A 22,246-nucleotide genomic window follows, 5' to 3' on the forward strand; every position below is an offset into this window, starting at 1 on the left:
CCTAGGGATCGAGCGCTATATTGCCCGTGGCAGGCGCACCGGCAAGCCGGCAGCCCCCAGCGCCTCTTTCACCTGCGCCACGGTGAACTGGCCGAAATGGAAGACGCTGGCGGCCAGCAACCCGGTGGCCCCGGCCTGTGCGCCCTCGACGAAATGCCGCAATTCGCCCACGCCGCCGGAGGCCACCACCGGCAACCTCACCGCGCCGCATACCGCTTTCAGCAGCTCCTGGTCGAAGCCCTTGCCGGTGCCGTCGCGGTCCATCGATGTCAATAAAATTTCACCGGCGCCACGGGCTTGCATCTGCCGGGCCCAGTCCAGCACGTCGATCCCCGTCGCTTTGCGCCCGCCATGGGAATAGACCTCCCATTTGCCGGGAGCACTCTGGCGCGCATCGATCGCCACCACCACGCATTGGCTGCCGAACTTCTCCGCCGCCTCGTTGATCAGCTCGGGGCGGGAGATGGCGGCGGAATTGACCGAGCATTTATCCGCCCCGGCCAGCAGCAGCCGGCGCATATCGGCCACCTGGCGGATGCCCCCGCCCACGGTCAGCGGCAGAAACACCTTCTCGGCGGTGCGATGCACCACATCCAGAATGGTGTCGCGGTTATCGGAGCTGGCGGTGATGTCCAGAAAGGTCAGCTCATCCGCGCCGGCCTTGTCGTAAAGTGCTGCCTGCTCAACCGGATCCCCGGCATCGCGCAGCGAGACGAAATTCACCCCCTTCACCACCCTTCCGTCCTTCACGTCCAGGCAGGGGATCACGCGCAGCTTCAGCATGCGGCCAGCGCCTCCTTCGGGCTCAGGCTGCCATCATAGAGGGCGCGGCCCAGAATGGACCCGTTCAGATTGGGCTGCTGTGCGGCGGCGGCCTTCAACGCGATGATATCGGCCACCGAGGCCACCCCGCCAGAGGCGATCACCGGCACGCTCACCGCCTTGGCCAGCGCGATGGTCTCCTCCAGGTTCAGCCCGGTCTTCATCCCGTCGCGGGCGATGTCAGTATAGATGATGGCAGCGATGCCGGCATCCTCGAAGCGCTGCGCCAGCTCGGTCGCCGGCAGGTCGGAGGTCTCGGCCCAGCCTTCGGTCGCCACCATGCCGCCCTTGGCGTCGATCCCAACCGCCACCCGGCCCGGAAAGGCCTTCGCCGCCTCGCGCACCAAAGCCGGGTTCTTCGCCGCCGCCGAGCCGAGAATGACGCGGCTGATGCCGGCCTCCAGCCACGCCGCGATCCCGGCCATGTCCCGCAAGCCCCCGCCCAGTTGCACCGGCACGGACACGGATTGCAGAATGCTTTCCACCGCTTCCCGGTTTTCCGTTTTGCCGGCGAAGGCGCCGTTGAGGTCCACCACATGCACCCAGCCGAACCCGGCCGCCTGCCAGGCCGCCGCCTGCGCCCCCGGATCGGTCCCGAACACCGTCGCCTGATCCATCTCGCCGCGCTGAAGCCGGACGCAATTGCCGTCCTTGAGGTCGATGGCGGGATAGAGGGTGAGTGTCATTTCAGCGCCTTGTAGAAATAATGCCCCTGGATGATCTGGCCCTTGACCCGCGCATAAACCGGATGCGTGCCCCAAAGCTGATAGCCCTCGGCCTCATAAAGCGCGATGGCGCTGGTCTGGCTGGCCCGGACATCCAGATTGATCACGTGAAAGCCGAGCGCGCGTGCCCGCTCCTCGGCCTTGCGCAAAATCATCCGCGCCAGCCCGTGGCCGCGCGCATAAGGGGCGACGAAGAGATGCATCAGCTGCACCGCGAAGCTCTGTGCCTCGTTATTGCGGGAGGGTTTCTGCAACTGCGCCGCACCGTAGATGACACCATCCATCCGCCCGACGATCAGCTCGCGCTCCGGCACCAAAGGCACGCCGCGATAATATTGCACCACCGAGGCGGCGGTGGGCGGTTTCACCCAGCCAAAGCCGCCGCCATCGAGCACCGCGGCGGTGGCGGCTTCCGCCAGGGCATGGATGTCGGCCTCGTCGGTGAAGGCCTCGATCCGCTCGGCCGTGATGCTGGTGGGGGCGGGCAGGGTCGTACTCACGCCTGCCTCTTGGCGCGTTCGGGCGGGGTTATCAAGAGGGGCTGGGGCAACAAGGGGGCTTTTTGAAAAAAGCCCCCACCCCTGCGGCGCCTTTCCAACTTTGCTTCGCAAAGCCGGAACCTTGGGCGCCTTCGCCCTCCAAAAACTTTTGCGACTTAACGCCGGGGGCGTTTCTTGGTTACGGGGTCCAGGTGAGGAAATTGCCGAGGATGGTCAGGCCGACTTCCTGGCTTTTCTCGGCATGGAACTGGGTGCCGGCGCGGTTGCCGCTGGCCACCATCGCCACCACGTCCCCGGCATAATCGGTGGTGGCCAGGATCTCATCCGGGCGTCCGCCGGACAGCGCGTAGGAATGCACGAAATAGGCATGGTCGCCCGGCTTCAGCCCGTCCAGCAGCTTATGCGATCCGGGCTCGAAGCGCAGCTCGTTCCAGCCCATATGCGGCAGGCGCTCAGCCCCCACCTGCATCCTGGCGATCTCGCCCCGCACCCAGCCAAAGCCCGGCGTGGTGCCATATTCCAGCCCGCGCTGCGCCATCAGCTGCATGCCGACGCAGATGCCCAGGAACGGCGCGCCCTGCGCCACCCGCTCCTCCAGCGCCGCCTTCAGCCCGGAGATGCTCTCCAGCCCCTTGGCGCAATCCGCAAAGGCGCCCTGGCCGGGCAGCACGATCCGATCAGCCCGGCGCAGCTCATCCGGGTCGGCGGTGATGAACACCTCAACCTCCAACCCCTGCCGCGTCGCCGCCAGGGCCAGCCCGCGCGCCGCCGAGGCCAGATTGCCGCTCTGATAATCGATAACGGCGACGCGCTGGCTCACAGCGCGCCTTTGGTCGAGGGGATCTGCCCGGCGATGCGCGGCTCCGGCGCGATCGCGGCGCGCAGCGCCCGGGCCACCGCCTTGAAGCATGCCTCGGCCACGTGATGGGCATTATGCCCGGCCAGCTGGCGTACATGCAGGTTGAAAAACCCGTTCCCGGCAAAGGCGCGGAAGAATTCCTCCACCAGCTGGGTGTCCATCTCGCCCAGCATCGGCCGCTCGAAATTCACATTCCAGGCGACGAAGGCGCGGCCGGAGAGGTCGATCACCGCCTCCACCAGCGCCTCATCCATCGGCACCGCGGCCTGGCCGAAGCGCTGGATGCCGCGCTTGTCGCTCAGCGCGTTGGCGATGGCCTGGCCCAGCACGATGCCGACATCCTCGACCGTATGGTGCGAATCGATATGCACATCGCCCTTGGCGATGACGGAAATATCGATCAGCCCGTGCCGGGCGAAGGATTCCAGCATATGGTCGAAAAACCCAACCCCGGTATCGACATCCGCCTTGCCGGTGCCGTCCAGATTGACGGTGACGACGATGTCGGTTTCGTTGGTCTTGCGGCTCAGAGAATTGATGCGTGACATGGTGTTGACCTACACCGGTTCGGTGGCCGGAAAAAGGCAGAATCATTGCATGGCACGCCCCGGCGCAAACATTACAGCAATGCTGTCCCGCCGCTTTTCCCGGGCCGGTAATCTCTCTACTCAGGATCGGCCATGAACCGCGCCGTCACCCCAAAATTACCGTTCCTGCTGGGCGCGATCATCGCCATCGGCCCGGTCTCCACCGACATGTATCTGCCCGCCTTCCCGCAGCTGGCGCATGACATGCACGACCAGGCGGCGCCGCAATATTCCCTGGCCGCCTATTTCCTGGGGCTGGCCGTCGGCCAGATGACGCAGGGCGCGCTCTCGGATCGCCTGGGACGGCGCGGGCCGCTTCTGGGCGGGCTGGTGCTGTTCATTCTGGCCTCGGCCGGCTGTGTCATTGCCTGGAACACTCCCTCGCTGGTGGTCTTCCGCTTCCTCACCGCCCTTGGCGCCTCCGCCGGGCTGGTGATCCCGCGCGCCATGGTGCGTGACCTGGCGGATGGTCCGGCGGCGGCGAAGATGCTCTCCAAGCTGATGCTGGCGATGGGGCTGGCGCCGATCTGCGCGCCGATGATCGGCGCCGTCTGTGTCATGTTCGCCAGCTGGCGTTTCATCTTCGGGCTCTGCACCGCCTACGGCGTCGTCGCGCTGCTTTGCGCCTGGTGGCTGATCCCGGATACGCTGCCGCCGGCCCGCCGCTCGCGCCTTGGCGTCGGCGCGGTGCTGGTGCGCTATGTCGAGATCTTCCGCGAGCGCGGCTTTCTTACCCATGCGATCATCAATGCCTGCGTCGCCGCCTGTCTGTTCGCTTATCTCAGCGGCACCCCGCAGATCTTTGAGGAAAGCTTCCACTGGTCGAGCACCGGATACGCGCTGCTCTTCGGGGTCAATTCCCTGGCTTATATCGGCTATAGCCAGCTCAACCCGATCCTGGCGGCCCGATTCGGCATTGCCCCGGTGATCACGGTGATGACCATCTGGCAGCTCGTCTGCACGCTACTGCTGGTGCTGCTTTCGATGCTGCCCTTTGGCGGGCTGCCCTTGGCCGGCGGGCTGCTGCTCACCGAGGGGGCGTTTGGCCTGCTGCTGCCCTGCTGCATGGTCGGCGCGCTCACCCGGCACCAGAACCATGCCGGCTCGGCCGCGGCCTTGCTCGGCACGCTGCAATATGCCGGCGGCGCGGTGGCGGGGCTGGGGGTGGGTGTGCTGGCGGACGGCACCGCCCGGCCGATGGCGCTGGTGATGCTCGGCTGCGCTGCAATCGCCGCGCTTGCCGCCACCAAGCGGCCGCGTTTAAGTTTCGGTGCAGCGGAGTGATTGATATGCAAACATCGATTCTGGTCGGCATCCCGGCCTGCACGAAACTGATCAACGGCTATATCCAGCACGCCACCCCGGCGCGCTACGGCCAGGCGCTGCTGGACGGCGCCGGCGCCATCCCGGTGCTGATCCCGCCCGAGGGCGAGGCGATGCTGCCGCTCCTGGACCGGGTGGACGGAATCATGTTCAACGGCTCCCCCTCCAATGTGATGCCGACGCGCTACGGCGCTGATTACGACGCCACGCCGGACGCGCACGACCCCGAGCGCGACGCCACCACCCTGCCGCTGATCCGCGCCGCGATCGAGCGTGGCATCCCCATCCTGGGCATCTGCCGCGGCATGCAGGAGCTGAATGTCGCCCTCGGCGGCACGCTGTTCCAGGAGGTGCACAAGGTGCCCGGCCGCGCCGACCACCGCTCCGGCGAGGGCGATAACGAATTCCGCTTCCGCCTGCAGCACGAGGTCGCGCTCTCCGGCGAGCTGGCGCGGATTTCCGGCGCCACCTCCATCCAGGTGAACTCCCTGCACGGCCAGGCGATCGACCAGCTCGCCCCCGGGCTGGTGGTGGAAGCCACGGCGCCCGATGGCACCATCGAGGCGGTGCGGGTGGAGGGGGCGAAAGCCTTCGCCCTGGCGGTGCAATGGCATCCGGAATGGGAGGTGACGCATTTCCCCGACCGTCTGGCTTTGTTCCAGGCCTTCGGCGCCGCCTGCCAGGCCTATGCGGCGCAGCGCTCAGCCCGGCTTGCCGCGTAATTTAGTGCAACAAGAGGGCCATCCGGGCCGGAGGCGGCTATAAAGCCGCCTCAATCGGATTATATCATCGGCGGTATCAAGGAGGGTCACATGGACATCCAAACCATCGACAACCAATACGACCAGTTGCAGAACCAAGCGCGCCAGACCGTGATGGAGCTGCAGAATTTGGCGGGCAAGCTGCAAAATGCCGCCAATGCGGGCAACCAGAATGCCCGTGAATGGTTCCTGGACCTGAAGAGCATCGCGCTGGCCATCCAGGCGGAGCAGAATCAGGTCGCCAATCTGCTGCAGGCGCTGCACGGCTATGTCGCCAACCAGGCGCAGCAGGGCTATGGCCAGCCAGCCTACCCGCAACAGGGCTACCCGCAGCAAGGTTATCCGCAACAGGGCTATCCCCCGCAGGGCTATGCGCAGCCGCAGCAGAGCGGCGGCATTCTTGGCGGCTTCCTGAATTCCGGCTTCGGCCGCGCCCTGGAAATGGGCGCGGGCTTTGGCATCGGCGAAGATATCATCAACAAGATTTTCTAAAAGTTTTTGGAGGCGTGGGGACTTTTTACAAAAAGTCCCCACAAACGCCTGGGGTGCTGGCGCATCATCGCCACCACCCCGAACGTTTTTCGCAGCTTTTTGAAAAAAGCTGCACCAAAAACTTTTAGAACTTATACATCACCGCCAGCGAGACGCTCTCGTCATTCGGCGTCTGCGTGATCGGGCTGTCCGCGGCGTCGCCCATCAGCCGCTGATAGCCGCCGCTCAGATCCACCAGCACATGCGGCGTCACGAAATAAGTCGCCGAAATGCCGATCCCGGCCTGTTCAACCCCGCCATGCGCCTTGAAGAAATGATAGCGCGTGCTCGCCGCCTGGGTGTGGCTGACACCGAAATAGGTGGTCATGTAGCGCGTATCCGCCAGCGTCACGCTCGGCCCCATGAACCAGGCGAATTTCCGCGAGCTGCCCGGCATCGGCATATAGGCGCCGATATCCCCGACATAGCCGAAGGAGGCGCCCAGCTGCTTGCGCACATCCACCCGCAGCGTCAGCGGAAAGCTCTTGGAGAGCACGGTGGTGGCGAACAGCTTCACTTCGGGGGCCATATGGATGGTGCCCAGCCCGTTCAAATCCCGCCCATCCACATGCGGCGAGCGGCCAAGATCATAGGTCAGCGCCGTGCCCACCGAAATATGCCGGAAGCTGAACAGATTCACACCCAGCCCCTCGCCGGTGGAGAGGAAGGCGATGTCCTTATAACGGATATCGATCGCCGGGCCGCCCTGCACGGTGTAGCGGCGCAGCCCATCGGCCGCCGGCCCGAACTGGGCACCGGCCCCCACCTCGACCTCCCAGGTCGGGATTTTTGGCTCGAACAGCCGTTGCAGCTGAACCCCGGAGGAATATTGCCATTCGGCCATGGCGGACGCGCTCTGCGCGGCGGCCGGGTGCAGTCCAGCAAGGCTAAATGTGCCCATCGCGCCAACACCGCAGATCATCTCACGCCACGCCATCAAAACCCCATCCCGTCGTTGTTTGATGAGGCAGTATGGCGAACTTGCCGCGTCAGCGCAGCAGGGCAGGCGGCAATTATGGCCATTTTTGCCCTGCGGTTTGATGAAATGACGGCAAGGCGGCGCGTGCCGCCCTGCCGTCCCGTGCTCAGGCGTAATCCGCCGCGTCGGTCTCGTCCTTATGCCGGTCATTCGCCATGGCGTTCAGCGGGAAGCTGAGCACATAAGCGATGAGCGCATTCAGAATCACGGTGGCGAAGGCGATGTAGGCGGGCAAGGTGTAGCCCGCGACATGGAACGCCCAGACGCCGCCGAAATTATTATGCGCCACCAGCCAGGTGGCGGTGACGATGCCCACCGCCCAGCCAATCAGCAGCGCCCAGCCATTGAAGAATCGGGTGAACACCGAGAAGACGATGGCTGGGAAGGTCTGGATCACCCACATGCCGCCGAGCAGCTGCAACTGCACCGCGAACTGGGTGGGGATGGCGACGATGAAGAACAACGCGCCGACCACCATCACCATCGCGAAGATCTTCGCCACCAGCGTCTCCGCACTGCCTTTGGAGCGGCTGATGAAGGGCTCGTAGATGTCGCGGGTGAAGATATTGGCCGAAGCGATCGCCATGATCGCGGCGGGCACCAGCGCGCCGATGGCGATGGCCGCGAAGCCCACACCGACGAACCAGTCCGGGAACTCATACATGAACAAGGCCGGCACCGCGAAGCTCGCCTTGAAATGGGCAAAGCCGGCAGCGAATTGCGGCATCTTGTCCACACCGGTGGCCACCGCCATGAAGCCCAGCATCGCCAGCAGGCTCAGCAGGATGGTGTAGGCCGGCAGCAAAGCGGCATTGCGGCGCAGCACACGCGGCCCGGCGGAGGAGAGAATGCCGGTGGTGGTGTGCGGATACAGGAACAGCGCCATCGCCGAGCCCAGAGCCAGCGTCGCATAGCCGCCATAGCTGCCCAGGCTGTGCGCCGGCGGGGCGGCCAGGATCAGCTTCGCCGGATTCACCTTGGCGAAGATATTGCCGAACCCGCCGAGCGACATCGGAATCGCGATGATGGCGACGATCACGGTCAGATAGATCAGCAGATCCTTGACGATGGAGATCATCGCAGGGGCGCGAAGGCCCGAGGTCCAGGTGAAGGCGGCCAGCACCACGAAGGCGGCGATCAGCGGCAGGTGGCCTGGAATGCCAAGCGCGCCGATGATCACCTGCATGCCGACCAGCTGCAGCGCGATATACGGCATGGTGGCGGCAATGCCGGTCACGCCCACGGCCAGCGCCAGCCAGCGATTGCCATAGCGTCCGCGCACGAATTCCGGCCCAGTGATGTAGCCGTATTTATGCGCCACCTTCCAGAGCTTGGGGAACACCATATAAAGAATCGGGTAGCACACCACCGTATAAGGCACGGCGAAGAAGCCCAGCGCCCCGGCCCCGTAGATCAAGGCCGGAATGGCGATGAAGGTATAGGCGGTATAGGCATCGCCCCCGATCAGGAACCAGGAAATCAGCGTGCCGAAGCGCCGCCCGCCCAGGCCCCATTCCTCGATATGGTCGAGATTGCCGCCCTTCCAGCGCCCGGCCAAGAAGCCCATGATGATGACGGCGACGATGAGGACCACGAACACCGTGATCGCGACGATATGATTCATTTGTCGGCGCCTTCCTTGTCTTCAACCTTATAGACGATCCAGATCATCACCGAGGCGGCGATCACCACCAGCATCTGGAACCAATAGAAGAACGGAAAGCCGAACAGCGTCGGGTCGACCTTGTTATAAAGCGGCACCCAAAGCGCGATCACAAAGATGATCACGAAAAACAATAATCTGATCATTAGACCCCCCAGAACGTTGTTTATGCCAATGATCCGGCGGGAAAGATTTTGCAAGATTTCGCGGCGCTTTTTTGGAGGGCCTACCAATCGAGGCGGCTGAAGCCGGTCCTGTCCGGCGGGCCGGGGGCGAAACATTGTGTCGCAGGGCTGGTTTTCGGCAAATCCACCAGCAGCGCGCAGACCGTGCCGAAGCCATCGGCGGGGGCGGGAATATTCAGCTGCTCTTCGCGCGTGCCGCTGGCATCCGCCAGCAGGGTTTTCCAGTTTTCACGAGGCTGCGCCTCGAAACGCGGCAAATGCCGGGCGATGCGCGGCAGTGCGCGCTCATTCGGCTCGCCGGAGGTGATCATGGTGACGCGCGCGGTGAGCGCCTGCGCGTCGATCAGCCCATCCCCCAGCCCGCGCAGCAGATAGGCCGCGCTGGCATCGGCGATCACCAGATTGAAGCTGCGATAGGCCCCGGCATCCTGCCCGGCCAATGCAGCGGCGGCCTTATCCGCGCTGTCATGCGCCAGCGCCAGCAGCGGCAATTCCCCCCGGCTGCGCTTGCCCGGGGCCGGCCCCAGCGTGCCGTGCCGGTTGAGCAGGGCGGCGAACACCCCGGCCCGGTTCAGCGCCGCCCAGCTGCCGCCGCCCAGCCGGTCCCGCCCGCCGCAAATGCCCGACCAATATTCCGCCGGCGCGTCCCAGGGCCGGTTTTTCATCTCATCCCGGTTGGCGGCAATGAAAATGCCCGTCGCGTCCCGGTGCAGGATGATGCTACACATTCAGCGCATCCCGGATCATCTCCAGATGGTCCGGCACCGCCAGATTTTCGGGCTTCACCTCGGCGGCCGGTAGAATGCTCACCGCCGTGGCGTCGTCCCCGGCCTTGAAGGGAATATCCCGCAAATCTCCCGGCAATTTCACCCGAAAGGCGAGGCTGGAGACAGTGAACAGCTCATTCTTGCGCACCGGCGTGCCGGGCAGGTTGTTCCAGGCGCGGCGAATATCGAACGGGCGTATATGCCGGCGTGCCCCCAGCTGCGTCACAAGCGCGCGCGCCAGCAGCGCGGCGCTGATCCCGGTCTCCTCGCGCGCCTCTCGTAGCGCTGCGATTTCGGAGCGCTCCACCCCGCCCGGCGCCGCATCCAACAGCCCGCCCGGCAGCGCCTGTTTGCCACGTCCGGGGTTATGCAGCCTCGTGATAAGCAGCGTCTGGCCTAAATCATCCAGCAGCACCGCATCGGCGGCATGCACCAGCCAGACCCGCACATCAGACCCGTCCGGCAGGCGCAAAAGCCCCAGATCATTGGCGATGGCGCTGGGTTCATCGGGGAATTGGCCGGCGGCGCAGCGCGCCATGATGTCGGCCTGCAGGCGCGGATCGGCCAGCATATGGTCCAGAAAAAGCTCATCCATGCCGGGAGTTTAGAGCAATATTGGTTTAAATCGAATCTCTATACTCGATTTAAGCCAATGAAATTGCTCGCCAAACAAAGTTAGGGGCGCAAGCAAAAAGCTTGATACCCGAACGCCCGGCGCAGCCCGTCAAACCGTCTGCAGCTGCTCGGCTTCGGCCTGCTTGGCGCGGCGCAGGCTGCGCTTGGCGCGGGGCGGGCGCGGCGGCGCATTGCGCGCCATGCCGAGGATACCGGCCAGGATCAGCCCCAGCGGCAGCAGCGCGAAGCTGCCCCCGAACAGAATCGCCATCAGCGTCCCCCGGCCGAGCAGCGAGGAGCCGGCCAAAGTGCGGAACGGGCTGCCATCCATCGCCATCGGCGCGATCCCGGCAAAGCCCAGCCCGAGAGCCAAAGCGATGAAGGCGGCGGCGAGAAGGGCGAGCAGGGTCAGGCGCATGCGCCTCCTAAACCGCACTCAGCCCGCCCGCGCCAGTCCTGTTTCGGCAAGGCTGCGTTGAGCCTCAGCTCCAATGCGCCGGCACCCACACCCAGGCGCCGCCGCGCAGCGCCCAACGCCCATGCACCCAATGCTGCCAGCCGGCCTGACGCACCACATAATGGCCACGCACCCAGACATAGCGCACCCCATTCCAATGCCAGTGGCCCGGCTGCCAGACATAGGCGGCGGAGGGCGGCGGCGGCACGGTTTCAGCCTGCGGCGGCGGCGGCGGGGCAGGCTCGACCGGGCCCGGCGCCACCACCACAGGCCGCGCCGGCTGCGCCTCAACCGTGCAGCCCGCCAATGCCAGCGCCCCCAGCGACAGGGCGCCGGCGGCCAGGGTCAGGCGGGCAGTGATGCGTGGACTGATCATATTCGGTTTCCTTGTTACTTGAGCCGCGTCCTTATTTTCGCGGCCCAACATCATACCCGAATCATGGCAGCGTTATGGCGGGTTTCAGCCGAACACGCGCTTGAAGATGGTATCCACATGGGCGTGGTGCATCTCGGCACTCATCGCCTTGTCGATCGCCTCCACCGGCACCCGGGCCGCCACCTCTTCATCCGCCAGCAGGTTCTCGCGGAAGCTCTTGGCATCCGCCTGGCCCAGCCTGGTCCAGGTCGCCATCGCGTTGCGCTGGATGATTTTGTAGGAATCCTCGCGGGAGAAGCCGGCCTTGGTCAGCACCAGCAGCACCTCGCCGGAATGCACCACCCCGCCCAGGCTCTCGACATTGGCGGCCATCTGCTCGGGGTAGATGGTCAGCTTGTCCATCATCCCGGCCAGGCGCACCAGGGCGAAATCCAGGGTCACGGTCGCATCCGGGCCGATGCCGCGCTCCACCGAGGAGTGCGAGATATCGCGCTCATGCCACAGCGCCACATTTTCCATCGCCGGGACCACCGCGGCGCGCACCAGCCGGGCCAGGCCGCAGAGATTCTCCGAAAGCACCGGGTTGCGCTTATGCGGCATCGCCGAGCTGCCCTTCTGCCCGGCATGAAAGAATTCCTCCGCCTCGCGCACTTCGGAGCGCTGCAGATGCCGCACCTCGGTCGCCAGACGCTCCACCGAGGAGGCGATGACGCCCAGCGTGGCGAAAAACGCCGCATGGCGGTCACGCGGGATCACCTGGGTGGAAACCGGCTCGGAGGCCAGCCCCAGCTTCTCGGCAACGTACTCTTCCACGCGCGGATCCACATGCGCGAAGGTGCCGACCGCGCCGGAAATGGCGCAGGTGGCGATCTCGGCGCGCGCCGCGATCAGACGCTGCTTGTTGCGGGCGAATTCGGCATAATGCCCGGCGAGTTTCAGGCCAAAGCTGGTCGGCTCGGCATGGATGCCGTGGCTGCGGCCGATGGTGAGCGTGTATTTATGCTCCTTGGCGCGCTTCTCCAGCGCTGCCAGCACCTTGTCCAGATCCGCCAGCAGCAGGTCGGCGGCCTGGGTCAGCTGCACGGCGAGGCAGGTATCCAGCACGTCCGAGGAGGTGAGGCCCTGATGCACGAAGCGGCTTTCCTCGCCGACGCGCTTGGCCAGCCAGGTCAGGAAGGCGATCACGTCATGGCGGGTGACGGCCTCGATCTCGTCGATCTCCTGGGTATCTGCCTCGGTGAAGGCGGCCATCGCCACATCGCCCTTCTCGCGGATCACCTTCGCCGCCTCGGCCGGGATCGCCCCCACCTGTGCCATCGCCTCGCAGGCATAAGCCTCGATCGCGAACCAGATCCGGTACTTGTTTTCCTGGGTCCAGATGGCGGCGGCCTCGGGGCGGGTATAGCGGGGGATCATCGGGCACTCCTGCGGCGAAACGGGGGAAATCTGCGCCTCGCCTAATCAGTTGCGTCCGCATTGACAAGACATGCCGGACTGAGACACCTCCCGCGCATGGATATACTCAGCCTTGCCGCCATCCTGGTGCAGATCCTGCTGATCGATCTGGTTCTGGCCGGGGATAATGCCATCGTCATCGGCATCGCCGTGGCGCGGCTGGCACCGGAGCAAAGGCGGGTGGCGATTCTGGCCGGGATTGGCGGCGCCACCATCATCCGAATCATCTTCGCGCTGCTGGCGCTGAAGCTGCTGGCGGTGATCGGCCTCACTTTGGCCGGCGGGTTGCTGCTGCTCTGGGTGGTGTGGAAATCCGCGCGCGAGCTTTACGCGCACCGGCAGGCGCCAGAGGGACCAGGCGGTGCCGCGCCTGCCAGCCTGCGCGCCGCGATCTGGAAGATCGTCATCGCCGATCTCTCGATGAGCCTGGATAATGTACTGGCCGTGGCCGGGGCGGCGCATGACCATCCCTGGCTGCTGGCCATCGGGCTCGTGGTCTCGGTAGCGCTGATGGGGGTGGCAGCCAGCTTCGTCGCCAGGATCATGCGGCGCTTCCCCTGGGTGGCCTGGGTCGGCATCGCCATCGTCGCCTATGTCGCCCTGGAGATGATCTGGGACGGCTGGCACCAGGTGGCGCCGCATCTGGCGCCACATCTGGCACATGTGCTGCACTGAGCCGCGCGTGACGCAGAGTTCATCGACGCGTTAACCGTAAGAGCCGCAATGCTTAAAATTCTCTTTGCAGAATGAAGCGGGTCGGTTCAGCTTTCTGACATAAGCCACGGCCCCGCCGCCGGCGCCGTGGCGCTCCGCTTTGAAGCAAAAATATTTGAAAAGGACAGCGCATGGGGACTGAACCCACCGAAACCATGAAGGTCGAGGACATGAATGCCGCGCAGAAGCGCGCCTGGCTGGACTCCCATGAGGAAGGCTACCACAAGGGGCTGAAACCAAGGCAGGTGCAGATGATCGCCATTGGCGGCGCCATCGGCACCGGGCTGTTCCTGGGCGCTGGTGGACGGCTGCAGCAGGCCGGCCCGTCTCTGGCGCTGGTTTACGCGGTTTGCGGGATTTTCTGCTTCTTCATCATGCGCGCTTTGGGCGAGCTGGTGATGCACCGTCCCACCTCCGGCAGCTTCGTCTCCTATGCGCGGGAATTCCTCGGCGAGCGCGGCTCCTTCATCGCCGGCTGGATGTATTATCTGAACTGGGCGATGACCGGCATCGTCGATACCACCGCCGCCGCTCTTTATATGAAATATTGGCATATGTTCGATGGCGTGCCGCAATGGCTGTTCGCCTTCATCGCCATGGCGATCATCGGGGCGATGAATCTGATGGCGGTGGGCTGGTTCGGCGAGATGGAATTCTGGTTCTCGCTGATCAAGGTCGGGGCGCTGGTGCTGTTCCTGATCATCGGCGTGGTATTCCTGCTCATCGGCCATCCTGTCGCCGGGCAGGCGACCGGGCTGCATCTGATCGCCGATCATGGCGGCATCTTCCCGCACGGGCTGCTGCCGGCGGTGGTGCTGATGCAGGGTGTGGTCTTCGCTTATGCGGGCATCGAGCTGGTCGGCACCGCGGCGGGCGAGGCGCAGGATGTGAAGCGCATTCTGCCGAAGGCGATCAACGCGGTGATGTACCGGATCGGTATTTTCTATGTCGGCTCCGTGGCGCTGCTGGTGCTGCTGATGCCTTGGAGCAGCTACAAGGCCGGCACCAGCCCGTTCGTCACCTTCTTCGGCTCGCTCGGCGTGCCCGGCATCGGCACCATCATGAATCTGGTGGTGCTGACGGCGGCACTCTCCTCGCTGAATTCCGGGCTCTATTCCACCGGGCGGGTGCTGCGCGCGCTCTCCATGGGCGGCTCGGCGCCGGATTTCGTCGGCAAGATGAACCGCTCGAAAGTGCCCTATGGCGGCATCGTGGTCACGCTGGTGATCTATTTCTTCGGGGTGATCCTGAATTATCTGGTGCCGAGTCAGGTGTTCGAGATCGTGCTGAATGTCGCCTCGCTGGGCATTCTCAGCACCTGGGCCTTCATCATCATCTGCCAGATGAAACTGCGCCATGCCCAGGCCAAGGGCAGCGTACCGAAGGTGGAGTTCCGCATGCCGGGCGCGCCGGTGACCTCCTGGGCGACACTCGCCTTCCTGCTGGCGGTGCTGGTGCTGATGGGCTTCGATTATCCGGACGGCACCTTCACCGTGGCGCTGATCCCGCTGGTGATCATCTGCCTGGCGGTGGGCTGGTTCGTGCTGAAGAAATCCGCGCTGTTCAGCCCCACCGCGCCCTCGGCGCTGCTGACCGAATTGCTCGGCGATACCGACGTAAAGGACTGAGCCTTCCCGGCCAAGACGATCCAGGCCCCTGCCAGTGATGGCGGGGGCTGGCTGAGATTTTTGGGGAAGATCTGGGGGGTGATGGCGGCGTTGCATCCGCCCCGGCGTTTTTCGCAGCTTTTTGAAAAAAGCTGCACCAAAAACTTTTAGAGGCTGTTTCAAAAGTCGCTATGGTGAGTCGCCAAGTGGTGATTTGCGAGCACCGGAGCACAGCAAATCGCCGCTTGGCGGCCGCCAGAGTGGCTTTTCAAACAGTCTCTTACCCTATCGGTGCCTCCGGGTAGGCCAGCTCATGCCGCGCCCGCCATTCGGGCGTCACGTAATTCACGATCAGCGTGCGCCTTACCCCGGTGATGCGGCGCGTCTCAAACCCGTGCCACGTATCCGTCCCCGGCACGAAGATCAGCCCGCGATTGCGCCCGGACGGCGCCGGGCCGAGGCAGGCTTCCGGGCTTGTATAGATATCCGTCCCCCAATTCTCCCCCGCCGGCGGATCATTCAGATAGATCAGCAGCGTGAAGAATTTCGCCCCGATATCGGTATGCGGCTCCAGCCAGAACCCATCGCGGTCCTGGCAATATTCGATGCGCAGAAAACTGCCGCGCAGCCTGGCGCCGGTCAGGGCCTGCAGCCGGTCAGTGACCTCCTGGCTTTGAAAGGCGCGGGCGAGGGCGGCGCAGGCCGGATAGTCCGCCCGTGCCGCGGTGCCGAAAAATAGCCGGGTGGAATTATGCGTCTCGCGCCGCCCCTGCGTGTCGCCAATGGCGGGCGGGGCGAGCGGCAGGGCGCAGATTTCCTCAGGCAACGCCTCGGGCAGCACATGGCTGAGCAGCCAGTGCGGATAGGGCGCGCCCCGCGCCCGGGCCGCGCCCAGGCTGGCGAGGAGGGCGCTGGTAACCGGCAGCTCAAGCATAATTGAGCAGGCGCTTGGCCTGGGCGGAGAGGCGGTGGCGCATCAGCTCGCGCTGCGCGGAGAAGCCGCTGGCCATCCAGTTGATCATCACATAGCGCCGCACCCCGACGAAGGGTTCGTGCCCGTGAAAGGAGTTATCGCTGCGCTGGAAGGCGACCAGCGTGCCCAGGCTGGGCGGCACCTCGGTGATGATGTCGTTGAGATCATCCGCCGTGCGCAGCAGCCGCAGCCGCCCGCCCTGGGATTGCCACTCCTCGTTGAAATAGAGCAAAGCGGTGATCAGCTTGGTCTCGCTGTCGGTATGGATGCGCCCGTCCTTCTCCTGGGCGCGGCCGCGAATGGTCACCATGGTCGGGCGGTCCGTGAGGTCGATGCCGAATTTGCGCGAGACGGCCAGGGTCAGCGCCGGCCCGGTCAGCTCGTCGATCAAGGCGGTGAAGCTGGGGCCGGGGCGGGTGGCTTCCACCGGCAGCAGCCCGGCATGGTCGATGGCGGGGAAATCCCGCAGCACCGCCTGTTTCTGATCAGCGGCGATGAAATCGCTCACCACCATATGCTTGAACGGGGCGGTGGTCAGCTTGGTCTGGGCGAACCGGTCGAGATCGAGAATCGGCATGGGAGATCCAGTCTGGGGATGGGCCGGAGCTAGGCGCGTTGCGCGCCTAGCTCATTGACCTGGATCAAGCCTTGCCGACGGCATTTGGCCTTTATTAAGCTTTTCCCCGCATCCTGGCTGAAGCGAAGATTGGACCACAGGCCTTCCCAGATGTTTTCCGGCAAATCCCCCAGCCCGTTCGATAGCGCCGCCTTCAGCAAGGCGCTGCTGGCGGAACGCCGCGTGGCGCCGCGATTCGGCGTGATCAAAAGCGCCAAGCTGCTGGTCGGGGAAGGCTATGCGCAGGGTGTCTATGATTGTCTGGTGCTGGATGAATCCGATACCGGCGCGCTGGTGGATCTCGGTACCGTGGTCAATCTGCCGGAGGAGATGGTGCTGCAGGTGGCCGGCGGGGCGCAGCGCCGGGCGCGGCGCTGCTGGGCGGTGGGCAGCAAGGCCGGGCTGGAATTTCTCGGCGCGCCGCTGCGCTCCAGCGAGGTTGCGCGCGGCATGCAGGAGGTGGCGCGGCTGATCGAGACCAAGGGGCTGGCGGCTGGGATGATCGCGCTGCGCGGGCTGGCGTTTTTCGAAGAACCGGCGGTGCGCGAGGCGGCTTTGCAGGCCGAGGCCGCCTGCGCGAAATTGTCGGATTTATTGAAGGGGTAGATGCTCAGGGGCTGGGGTGCAGCAGGAACAGGTTTATGCCCGGGACATGCGCCCAGAGCCGGTAATGCGCGGCCAGGGCGGCGTGCAGTTCCGCATAGACATCCGGATTTGTTGTGGCCGGGTCGGGCGGCCAGCTATGGGTGGCGATGATCTGCGGGCGCTGCGCCAAAATCCGCGCCACTTCCTGCGCCGGGTTGACCCGGGCGACGCCCGGCAGGGTCCGGCCGGTCAGCTCGGAGGGCAGCACGAAGCGCGTCGGCGGCGTCAGCCCGGTCAGCGCGTAGAGAATGGGCTGCGAATCGAAGACATACAGGCTGCGCGGCGCGGCGGCGCGGATCAGCCGGGCGGCGGCGCGCACGATGTCAGGCCCGGTGAAGGGGGCGAACGCGTGCCAGGCGGCGAGGCCAAGCTGGGCGGCGATCGCCAAGGCAGCGAGCCCGCGCGCCATGCGCCAAGGCAGCCGCGCCAGCGCCAGCCCCGCCGCCACGCAGAGCGGCGGCAGCAACTCCAGGAAATAATGGTCGTAGAAACTCTTGGCGCTCAGCGCGCCGAGCAGGGCCGCCAACAGCCAGAGCGGCAGGAACCAGCGCGGCGGGCGGCCTTGTGCGGGGAGCAATCCGGCCAGGGCGGCGAGATAGAGCATCCCCCAGCGCTCCGCCTGCTGTGCCGCCGCGAAGCGCGCCTGCGCCCAGGACAACGGCACCCCGGCGCGGCGAAAATTGGCGAGGATCGCGTCGTCCCAGAGCAGCCCGAACCGTCCGGCGGCGAGATACAGTAAGGCGGCGGCCAGCGCGGGCAGCGCCGCGCCGAGCAGGCCTGCCAGCGCCGCCCGCGCCCCGCGCAGCCGCCAGAGCAGTGCCAGCACCAGCAGCGCCTCCGGCGCGCAGACATATTTCACCATCACCCCGGCCCCAAGTCCAAGCCCCGCCAGCCAGGCCGGGCCGCCGCGCAGCACGCACAGCACCCCCAGCGCGATACAGCAGGCCATGAAGGGTTCGGTATTGGCGGACAGCCCGTCATTGGAGAGCCCGGCCAGCAGCGCGATCCCGCCCGCAACCCAACCGGCCCAGGCCCGCCCGCCCAGCGCCATCACGATGCCCCGCACCGCCCAGCCCTCCAGCCCCAGGCAGAGCGCGCTGGCGATGCGGATGGCCGCGATGCCGGGGATGATCGCCTGAAAGACCGCGAAAATCGCATAAATGCCCGGTGGCTTGTTGTCCCATATCTGGGTGTAGGGCAGGTGGCCGGCCAGCCAGTCCTGCGCCATCAGCACATACAGGCTCTCATCCCAGTCCAGCACCGAACGATGCAGCACCGGCAGCCGCAGCAGCACGGCCAGGAGCAGAAAACAGGCGACTGGCCAGGTGCGTCTCACCCGGAATTTGTCGCATGCGGGCTTGGCACCTGTCCATCGGGCGGGTGCTTGCCTTGGGCGCGGGGCTTCGGCACATAGGGCAGCGCACGGAGGAGTGACATGAAGCTTTTCGCCTATTCTCTGGCTGCCTCGCTTTTGGCCGGGTCCATGGCCCTGGCGCAGCCGGCCACTGACGATCCGACCGGCCCGCAGCCCAAGCTGCCGACCCAGCCTCTGCAGATCAAAACCGCCGCCGGCAAGGTTTTCAACTTCACCGTCGAAATCCCCAAGACCCAGCAGCAGCAGGATACGGGCGAGATGTTCCGCACGGACATCCCCGCCGATAGCGGCATGCTGTTCATCTGGCCGCAGCCGCAGAGCACGGCCATGTGGATGAAGAACTGCCCGGTGCCGGAGGACATGGTGTTCATCGGCGCCGACGGGAAAATCGTCTCCATCGCCGAGATGACCGTGCCTTATTCGCTGAAGCCCATCGCCCCGCCGGCGCCGGTGAAGGCCGTGCTGGAGCTGCAAGGCGGGCTGACGGCGAAGGATGATATCAATGTCGGCGACCAGGTGATTGCCAAGCCCTTCCCGGGGAGCTAAGTCCCCGGGGCAGTTCGGGGCGTGGCGCAGCCTGGTAGCGCGCTTGTTTTGGGTACAAGAGGCCCCCGGTTCGAATCCGGGCGCCCCGACCAGTCAGGAGTGATGTTGCATGCGGGCTCGTATCTTTCTTCCTCCCAAATCGGCCATGCAGTCCGGTCTGGCGCGCACCCATCGTTGGGTGCTGCAATATGAGCCGGAGAAAGCCAAGATCCGCGACCCGCTGATGGGCTGGACCGGCTCCGACGATATGCGCCAGCAGATCCGCCTGAGCTTCGAGACCAAGGAAGCCGCCATCGCCTATGCCGAGGCGCAGGGCATCCCCTATGATGTCGAGATCCCGCCGGCGCGCGTGCATAAGCCGAAATCCTATGCCGATAATTTCCGCGCCGACCGCAAGGAAAACTGGACCCACTAAAAACCAACCCTCTTGGTTTTTGGGGGCGTAGGCGGCCAAGGTTCCGGCACCGCGCAGCGGTGGTGGAAAGCCGCCGGAGGGGTGGGACTTTTTTCAAAAAGTCCCCACGAACGTTTGGGGTAGTGACGGCGGCGTAGTATACGCCCGGGCGGTTTTGCCGCTTTTTTGTAAAAAAGCGGCACCAAAAAACTTTTATCACTTTATTCAGGATTCATGAACGACATGGCCAATCTGCCGGAGCCTATCCTCAATATTGGCGGGGTGCGCTTTGGCAATAACCTGCCGATGGCGCTGATCGCCGGGCCTTGCCAGATCGAAAGCGCCGCCCATGCCTTCGAATGCGCCAGCGCCCTCAAAGAGATCGCTGCACGCCTTGGCATCGGCCTCGTGTTCAAATCCTCCTTCGACAAAGCCAACCGTACCTCGCTGAAGGGCAAGCGCGGTGTCGGGCTGGATGCGGCGCTGCAGATTTTCGCCGACATCAAGGCCAAGCTCGGCCTGCCGCTGCTCACCGATGTGCATGAGCGCGAGCAATGCGCCCCGGTGGCGCAAATCGTCGATATTCTGCAGATCCCCGCCTTCCTCTGCCGCCAGACCGATCTGCTGATCGCCGCCGCCGAAACCGGCGCGGTGGTGAATGTGAAGAAGGGCCAGTTCCTCGCCCCCTGGGACATGAAGAATGTCGTGGAAAAGCTCACCGAATCCGGCAACCCCAAGGTGATGCTGACCGAGCGCGGCACCAGCTTCGGCTATAACACCCTGGTCTCGGATTTCCGCGGCCTGCCGGTGATGGCCGGCTACGGCGCGCCGGTGATTTTCGATGCCACCCATTCCGTGCAGCAGCCGGGCGGGCAGGGCGGCTCCTCCGGCGGGCAGCGCGAATTCGTGCCGGTGCTGGCCCGCGCCGCCGTGGCGGTGGGGGTGGCCGGTTTGTTCATTGAGACCCATCCGGACCCGGATAACGCCCCCTCCGACGGGCCGAACATGATCGCGCTGAAGGATTTCGAGGCGCTGGTGGCGCGGCTGATGGCGTTCGACGCGGTGGCCAAGGCGTGAGCGAGATCTCCGCGCGGGCGCGGATGCTGCGCACGCTCGATACCGAGATGGAGGGGCTGGCGGCGCTGCGCGCGGCTCTGGAGGGCGCGCTGGGCGATGCGTTTCTGGCGGCGGTGGAAGCCATCGAGCAGAGCGGCGGCTCCGTCATCGTCACCGGCATGGGCAAATCCGGCCATATCGGCAAGAAGATCGCGGCCACATTGGCCAGCACCGGCACCCATAGCCATTTCGTGCATCCGGCCGAGGCCAGCCATGGCGATCTCGGCATGGTCGCGCCCAATGATGTGGTGCTGGCGCTGTCCTGGTCCGGCGAGGCCCCGGAGCTGGCGAATATCATCAATTACGCCAAGCGCTTCGGCCATAAATTGATCGCCATCACCGCCCGGCCGGAGAGCGCCTTGGGGCGGGCGGCCGATATCGGGCTGTTTCTGCCCGCCGCCGAGGAAGCCTGCCCGAACGGCGTGGCGCCAACGACCTCCACCACCATGACCCTGGTGGCCGGTGACATTCTGGCGGTACTGCTGCTGGAGCGGCGTGGCTTCACCGCGACGGATTTCCGCCGTTTCCATCCTGGCGGCAAGCTTGGCGCCCAGCTGATCAGCGTGAGCCAGCTCATGCATAAAGGCGCGGAAATGCCGATCATCGGGCAGGATACCATGCTCTCGGCCGGGATTGTGGAGATGACCTCGAAGCGCTTCGGCATTGCCGGGGTGGTGGATGAGGCCGGCGCGCTGATCGGCGTGCTGACGGATGGCGATCTGCGCCGGGCCTTTCAGGCCGGGTTCAAGGATATGCCGGCGCGTGAGGCGATGGGGCGCCGGCATCCGCCGCAGACCATCACCCCGGACGCGATGGCCGCGCAGGCTTTGGCCCGGATGAGCGATACGCAGATCACCTGCATGTTCGTGGTGGAAGAGACCAAGCCCGTCGGGCTGCTGCATATTCACGATCTGCTGCGCGCCGGCGTGGTCTGAGGTTATAAACGGTTTTGGGCGGCTTCGGTTCCGCCGCCCAAATATCGCTTGTCGCAAAAAAGCGGCATGGACCCGGCATGGTGCCTCAGGACGCTTTATCGAAATCCTGCTCGGGGCGCGGCGCCATCGCCGGGGCGGCCTCGCGCGGGGCGGGGGCGGCGAAGCCTTGCGGGGCGAGGGGCGCGCGGGGATGGGCCGGCTCGGGCCGGCGAAAGCGCGGCACCGCCCACAATATAACAGTCTGAGGAGCCTGGCTGCTCATGTTGGTCTACCTTTTCGGCGCCGCTCATTCGGCGCTGTTGGACGTGCCCGATATGGGAAAATTTAGCATCTGAATATGGTGGAAAAGGTTAAGATTCAGAGAACTGCGTAAACATCTTTGAATGTTCACGGCCGCCTCAGGCGCGATAGCCGAACCGCTCCATATAGCCCGGCAGCCGTGCGGCGATGTGGGCCGCCTGCGGCGGGTCAAGCTGCTGGCTCCAGCGCCCCACCACGCCGCTGCGGCCAGCATGGTGAGTATGCCATTGCGTATCCGTATCGACAAGATCGCCATTCGCCTTGTTGCGCCAGCTTGTGGCCAGGGCTGGCAGCGCGGCGATGCGGGTTTCGATGACCACCCGGCGGGAGGCGGCGAACAAAGCCGCCAGCGTCTCCGGGGCCAGTCGGCGCGCTGCGCGCATCCATTCCGGCAAGGCGGGCTCCATGTAGCGGGTCGGT

The 22,246-nt window shown here is 65.2% G+C and carries 28 protein-coding genes and 1 tRNA gene; 11 read left to right on the forward strand and 18 right to left on the reverse strand.

The window, feature by feature from the left end; all coding sequences use genetic code 11:
• Positions 1 to 15 precede the first annotated feature (15 nt).
• The 5 genes from hisF to hisB form a co-directional block, all read right to left on the reverse strand.
• Positions 16 to 783: an imidazole glycerol phosphate synthase subunit HisF gene (hisF, locus tag T331_RS0100915; protein ID WP_026438674.1), complete on the reverse strand. Its 768-nt coding sequence runs from the start codon at positions 781 to 783 to the stop codon at positions 16 to 18.
• Positions 777 to 1,508, reverse strand: coding sequence for a 1-(5-phosphoribosyl)-5-[(5-phosphoribosylamino)methylideneamino]imidazole-4-carboxamide isomerase (gene hisA, locus T331_RS0100920; protein WP_026438675.1), 732 nt, complete (start codon positions 1,506 to 1,508; stop codon positions 777 to 779). Before hisA ends, hisF begins: the two co-directional genes overlap by 7 nt.
• A complete protein-coding gene (locus tag T331_RS0100925; protein WP_008492943.1) occupies positions 1,505 to 2,047 on the reverse strand; it encodes a GNAT family N-acetyltransferase in 543 nt (180 codons plus the stop codon). The genes hisA and T331_RS0100925 overlap by 4 nt, the downstream gene beginning before the upstream one ends.
• Before the next feature lie 178 nt (positions 2,048 to 2,225).
• Positions 2,226 to 2,867 (reverse strand): imidazole glycerol phosphate synthase subunit HisH, encoded by a 642-nt coding sequence (gene hisH / locus T331_RS0100930; protein WP_026438677.1) that lies wholly within the window; start codon positions 2,865 to 2,867, stop codon positions 2,226 to 2,228.
• A complete protein-coding gene (hisB, locus tag T331_RS0100935) occupies positions 2,864 to 3,454 on the reverse strand; it encodes an imidazoleglycerol-phosphate dehydratase HisB (RefSeq protein ID WP_008492945.1) in 591 nt (196 codons plus the stop codon). Before hisB ends, hisH begins: the two co-directional genes overlap by 4 nt.
• Before the next feature lie 132 nt (positions 3,455 to 3,586).
• On the opposite strand from hisB, the gene T331_RS16890 reads away from it, so the two are divergent.
• The 3 genes from T331_RS16890 to T331_RS0100950 all read left to right on the forward strand — a co-directional run bounded on the left by T331_RS16890 (position 3,587) and on the right by T331_RS0100950 (position 6,069).
• Positions 3,587 to 4,777, forward strand: a complete 1,191-nt coding sequence (locus T331_RS16890) for a multidrug effflux MFS transporter (RefSeq protein ID WP_008492946.1) — start codon at positions 3,587 to 3,589, stop codon at positions 4,775 to 4,777.
• A 5-nt stretch (positions 4,778 to 4,782) separates the two neighbouring features.
• On the forward strand, positions 4,783 to 5,538 hold the full coding sequence (locus T331_RS0100945; protein ID WP_026438678.1) for a gamma-glutamyl-gamma-aminobutyrate hydrolase family protein: 756 nt from the start codon (positions 4,783 to 4,785) through the stop codon (positions 5,536 to 5,538).
• 90 nt (positions 5,539 to 5,628) lie between these two features.
• On the forward strand, positions 5,629 to 6,069 hold the full coding sequence (locus T331_RS0100950; RefSeq protein WP_026438679.1) for a hypothetical protein: 441 nt from the start codon (positions 5,629 to 5,631) through the stop codon (positions 6,067 to 6,069).
• Between the two features lie 124 nt (positions 6,070 to 6,193).
• Here the strand turns inward: T331_RS0100950 and T331_RS0100955 are convergent, their stop codons facing one another.
• From T331_RS0100955 to purB, 8 genes are all read right to left on the reverse strand, one after another.
• A complete protein-coding gene (locus tag T331_RS0100955) occupies positions 6,194 to 7,045 on the reverse strand; it encodes a MipA/OmpV family protein (RefSeq protein ID WP_244876867.1) in 852 nt (283 codons plus the stop codon).
• A 148-nt stretch (positions 7,046 to 7,193) separates the two neighbouring features.
• Positions 7,194 to 8,711 (reverse strand): monocarboxylate uptake permease MctP, encoded by a 1,518-nt coding sequence (gene mctP / locus T331_RS0100960; RefSeq protein ID WP_026438681.1) that lies wholly within the window; start codon positions 8,709 to 8,711, stop codon positions 7,194 to 7,196.
• Positions 8,708 to 8,896: a DUF3311 domain-containing protein gene (locus T331_RS0100965; RefSeq protein WP_026438682.1), complete on the reverse strand. Its 189-nt coding sequence runs from the start codon at positions 8,894 to 8,896 to the stop codon at positions 8,708 to 8,710. Before T331_RS0100965 ends, mctP begins: the two co-directional genes overlap by 4 nt.
• Before the next feature lie 80 nt (positions 8,897 to 8,976).
• Positions 8,977 to 9,663 (reverse strand): NRDE family protein, encoded by a 687-nt coding sequence (locus T331_RS0100970; RefSeq protein ID WP_026438683.1) that lies wholly within the window; start codon positions 9,661 to 9,663, stop codon positions 8,977 to 8,979.
• Positions 9,656 to 10,297 carry an NUDIX domain-containing protein gene (locus tag T331_RS18940; protein WP_008492953.1) on the reverse strand — a complete coding sequence of 214 codons (642 nt, stop codon included), beginning with the start codon at positions 10,295 to 10,297 and terminating at the stop codon, positions 9,656 to 9,658. Before T331_RS18940 ends, T331_RS0100970 begins: the two co-directional genes overlap by 8 nt.
• Before the next feature lie 129 nt (positions 10,298 to 10,426).
• Positions 10,427 to 10,735: a hypothetical protein gene (locus T331_RS0100980; RefSeq protein ID WP_026438684.1), complete on the reverse strand. Its 309-nt coding sequence runs from the start codon at positions 10,733 to 10,735 to the stop codon at positions 10,427 to 10,429.
• A 64-nt stretch (positions 10,736 to 10,799) separates the two neighbouring features.
• Positions 10,800 to 11,150: a YXWGXW repeat-containing protein gene (locus T331_RS0100985; protein WP_035178704.1), complete on the reverse strand. Its 351-nt coding sequence runs from the start codon at positions 11,148 to 11,150 to the stop codon at positions 10,800 to 10,802.
• Positions 11,151 to 11,234: 84 nt separating this feature from the next.
• Positions 11,235 to 12,566 carry an adenylosuccinate lyase gene (gene purB, locus T331_RS0100990; RefSeq protein ID WP_008492956.1) on the reverse strand — a complete coding sequence of 444 codons (1,332 nt, stop codon included), beginning with the start codon at positions 12,564 to 12,566 and terminating at the stop codon, positions 11,235 to 11,237.
• A gap of 96 nt (positions 12,567 to 12,662) precedes the next feature.
• Here purB and T331_RS0100995 point away from each other — a divergent pair, with 96 nt between their 5' ends.
• Complete coding sequence (locus T331_RS0100995; protein ID WP_026438686.1) at positions 12,663 to 13,280, forward strand: YjbE family putative metal transport protein; 618 nt, start codon at positions 12,663 to 12,665, stop codon at positions 13,278 to 13,280.
• Between the two features lie 209 nt (positions 13,281 to 13,489).
• The gene (locus tag T331_RS0101000) at positions 13,490 to 14,947 is read left to right on the forward strand and encodes an amino acid permease (RefSeq protein WP_244876879.1); all 1,458 of its coding nucleotides are present in this window, start codon (positions 13,490 to 13,492) and stop codon (positions 14,945 to 14,947) included.
• Between the two features lie 259 nt (positions 14,948 to 15,206).
• On the opposite strand, the gene T331_RS0101010 is transcribed toward T331_RS0101000, so the two are convergent.
• Together T331_RS0101010 and T331_RS0101015 are read right to left on the reverse strand one after the other, a co-directional pair.
• Positions 15,207 to 15,860 (reverse strand): 2OG-Fe(II) oxygenase family protein, encoded by a 654-nt coding sequence (locus tag T331_RS0101010; protein WP_026438688.1) that lies wholly within the window; start codon positions 15,858 to 15,860, stop codon positions 15,207 to 15,209.
• Positions 15,853 to 16,476 (reverse strand): 2OG-Fe(II) oxygenase family protein, encoded by a 624-nt coding sequence (locus T331_RS0101015; protein ID WP_026438689.1) that lies wholly within the window; start codon positions 16,474 to 16,476, stop codon positions 15,853 to 15,855. The genes T331_RS0101010 and T331_RS0101015 overlap by 8 nt, the downstream gene beginning before the upstream one ends.
• 129 nt (positions 16,477 to 16,605) lie before the next feature.
• On the opposite strand from T331_RS0101015, the gene T331_RS16900 reads away from it, so the two are divergent.
• Positions 16,606 to 17,121: a hypothetical protein gene (locus tag T331_RS16900; RefSeq protein WP_211248656.1), complete on the forward strand. Its 516-nt coding sequence runs from the start codon at positions 16,606 to 16,608 to the stop codon at positions 17,119 to 17,121.
• Positions 17,122 to 17,125: 4 nt separating this feature from the next.
• On the opposite strand, the gene T331_RS0101025 is transcribed toward T331_RS16900, so the two are convergent.
• Positions 17,126 to 18,496 (reverse strand): hypothetical protein, encoded by a 1,371-nt coding sequence (locus T331_RS0101025; protein ID WP_155992552.1) that lies wholly within the window; start codon positions 18,494 to 18,496, stop codon positions 17,126 to 17,128.
• A gap of 99 nt (positions 18,497 to 18,595) precedes the next feature.
• On the opposite strand from T331_RS0101025, the gene T331_RS0101030 reads away from it, so the two are divergent.
• From T331_RS0101030 to T331_RS0101050, 5 genes are all read left to right on the forward strand, one after another.
• Positions 18,596 to 19,081, forward strand: coding sequence for a DUF192 domain-containing protein (locus tag T331_RS0101030; RefSeq protein WP_026438691.1), 486 nt, complete (start codon positions 18,596 to 18,598; stop codon positions 19,079 to 19,081).
• Between the two features lie 15 nt (positions 19,082 to 19,096).
• Positions 19,097 to 19,173, forward strand: a tRNA-Pro gene (locus T331_RS0101035).
• A 17-nt stretch (positions 19,174 to 19,190) separates the two neighbouring features.
• The gene (locus T331_RS0101040; RefSeq protein ID WP_026438692.1) at positions 19,191 to 19,496 is read left to right on the forward strand and encodes an ETC complex I subunit; all 306 of its coding nucleotides are present in this window, start codon (positions 19,191 to 19,193) and stop codon (positions 19,494 to 19,496) included.
• Between the two features lie 222 nt (positions 19,497 to 19,718).
• The gene (gene kdsA / locus T331_RS0101045; RefSeq protein ID WP_008492968.1) at positions 19,719 to 20,552 is read left to right on the forward strand and encodes a 3-deoxy-8-phosphooctulonate synthase; all 834 of its coding nucleotides are present in this window, start codon (positions 19,719 to 19,721) and stop codon (positions 20,550 to 20,552) included.
• Complete coding sequence (locus tag T331_RS0101050) at positions 20,549 to 21,526, forward strand: KpsF/GutQ family sugar-phosphate isomerase (RefSeq protein ID WP_026438693.1); 978 nt, start codon at positions 20,549 to 20,551, stop codon at positions 21,524 to 21,526. Before kdsA ends, T331_RS0101050 begins: the two co-directional genes overlap by 4 nt.
• 85 nt (positions 21,527 to 21,611) lie before the next feature.
• Here the strand turns inward: T331_RS0101050 and T331_RS19730 are convergent, their stop codons facing one another.
• Both T331_RS19730 and T331_RS0101060 read right to left on the reverse strand, forming a co-directional pair.
• A complete protein-coding gene (locus T331_RS19730; RefSeq protein ID WP_155992554.1) occupies positions 21,612 to 21,788 on the reverse strand; it encodes a hypothetical protein in 177 nt (58 codons plus the stop codon).
• Positions 21,789 to 21,924: 136 nt separating this feature from the next.
• A complete protein-coding gene (locus T331_RS0101060) occupies positions 21,925 to 22,233 on the reverse strand; it encodes a hypothetical protein (protein WP_026438694.1) in 309 nt (102 codons plus the stop codon).
• Positions 22,234 to 22,246 lie beyond the last annotated feature (13 nt).

The sequence above is a fragment of the Acidocella facilis ATCC 35904 genome, assembly GCF_000687875.1.
GTDB classification, from domain to species: domain Bacteria; phylum Pseudomonadota; class Alphaproteobacteria; order Acetobacterales; family Acetobacteraceae; genus Acidocella; species Acidocella facilis.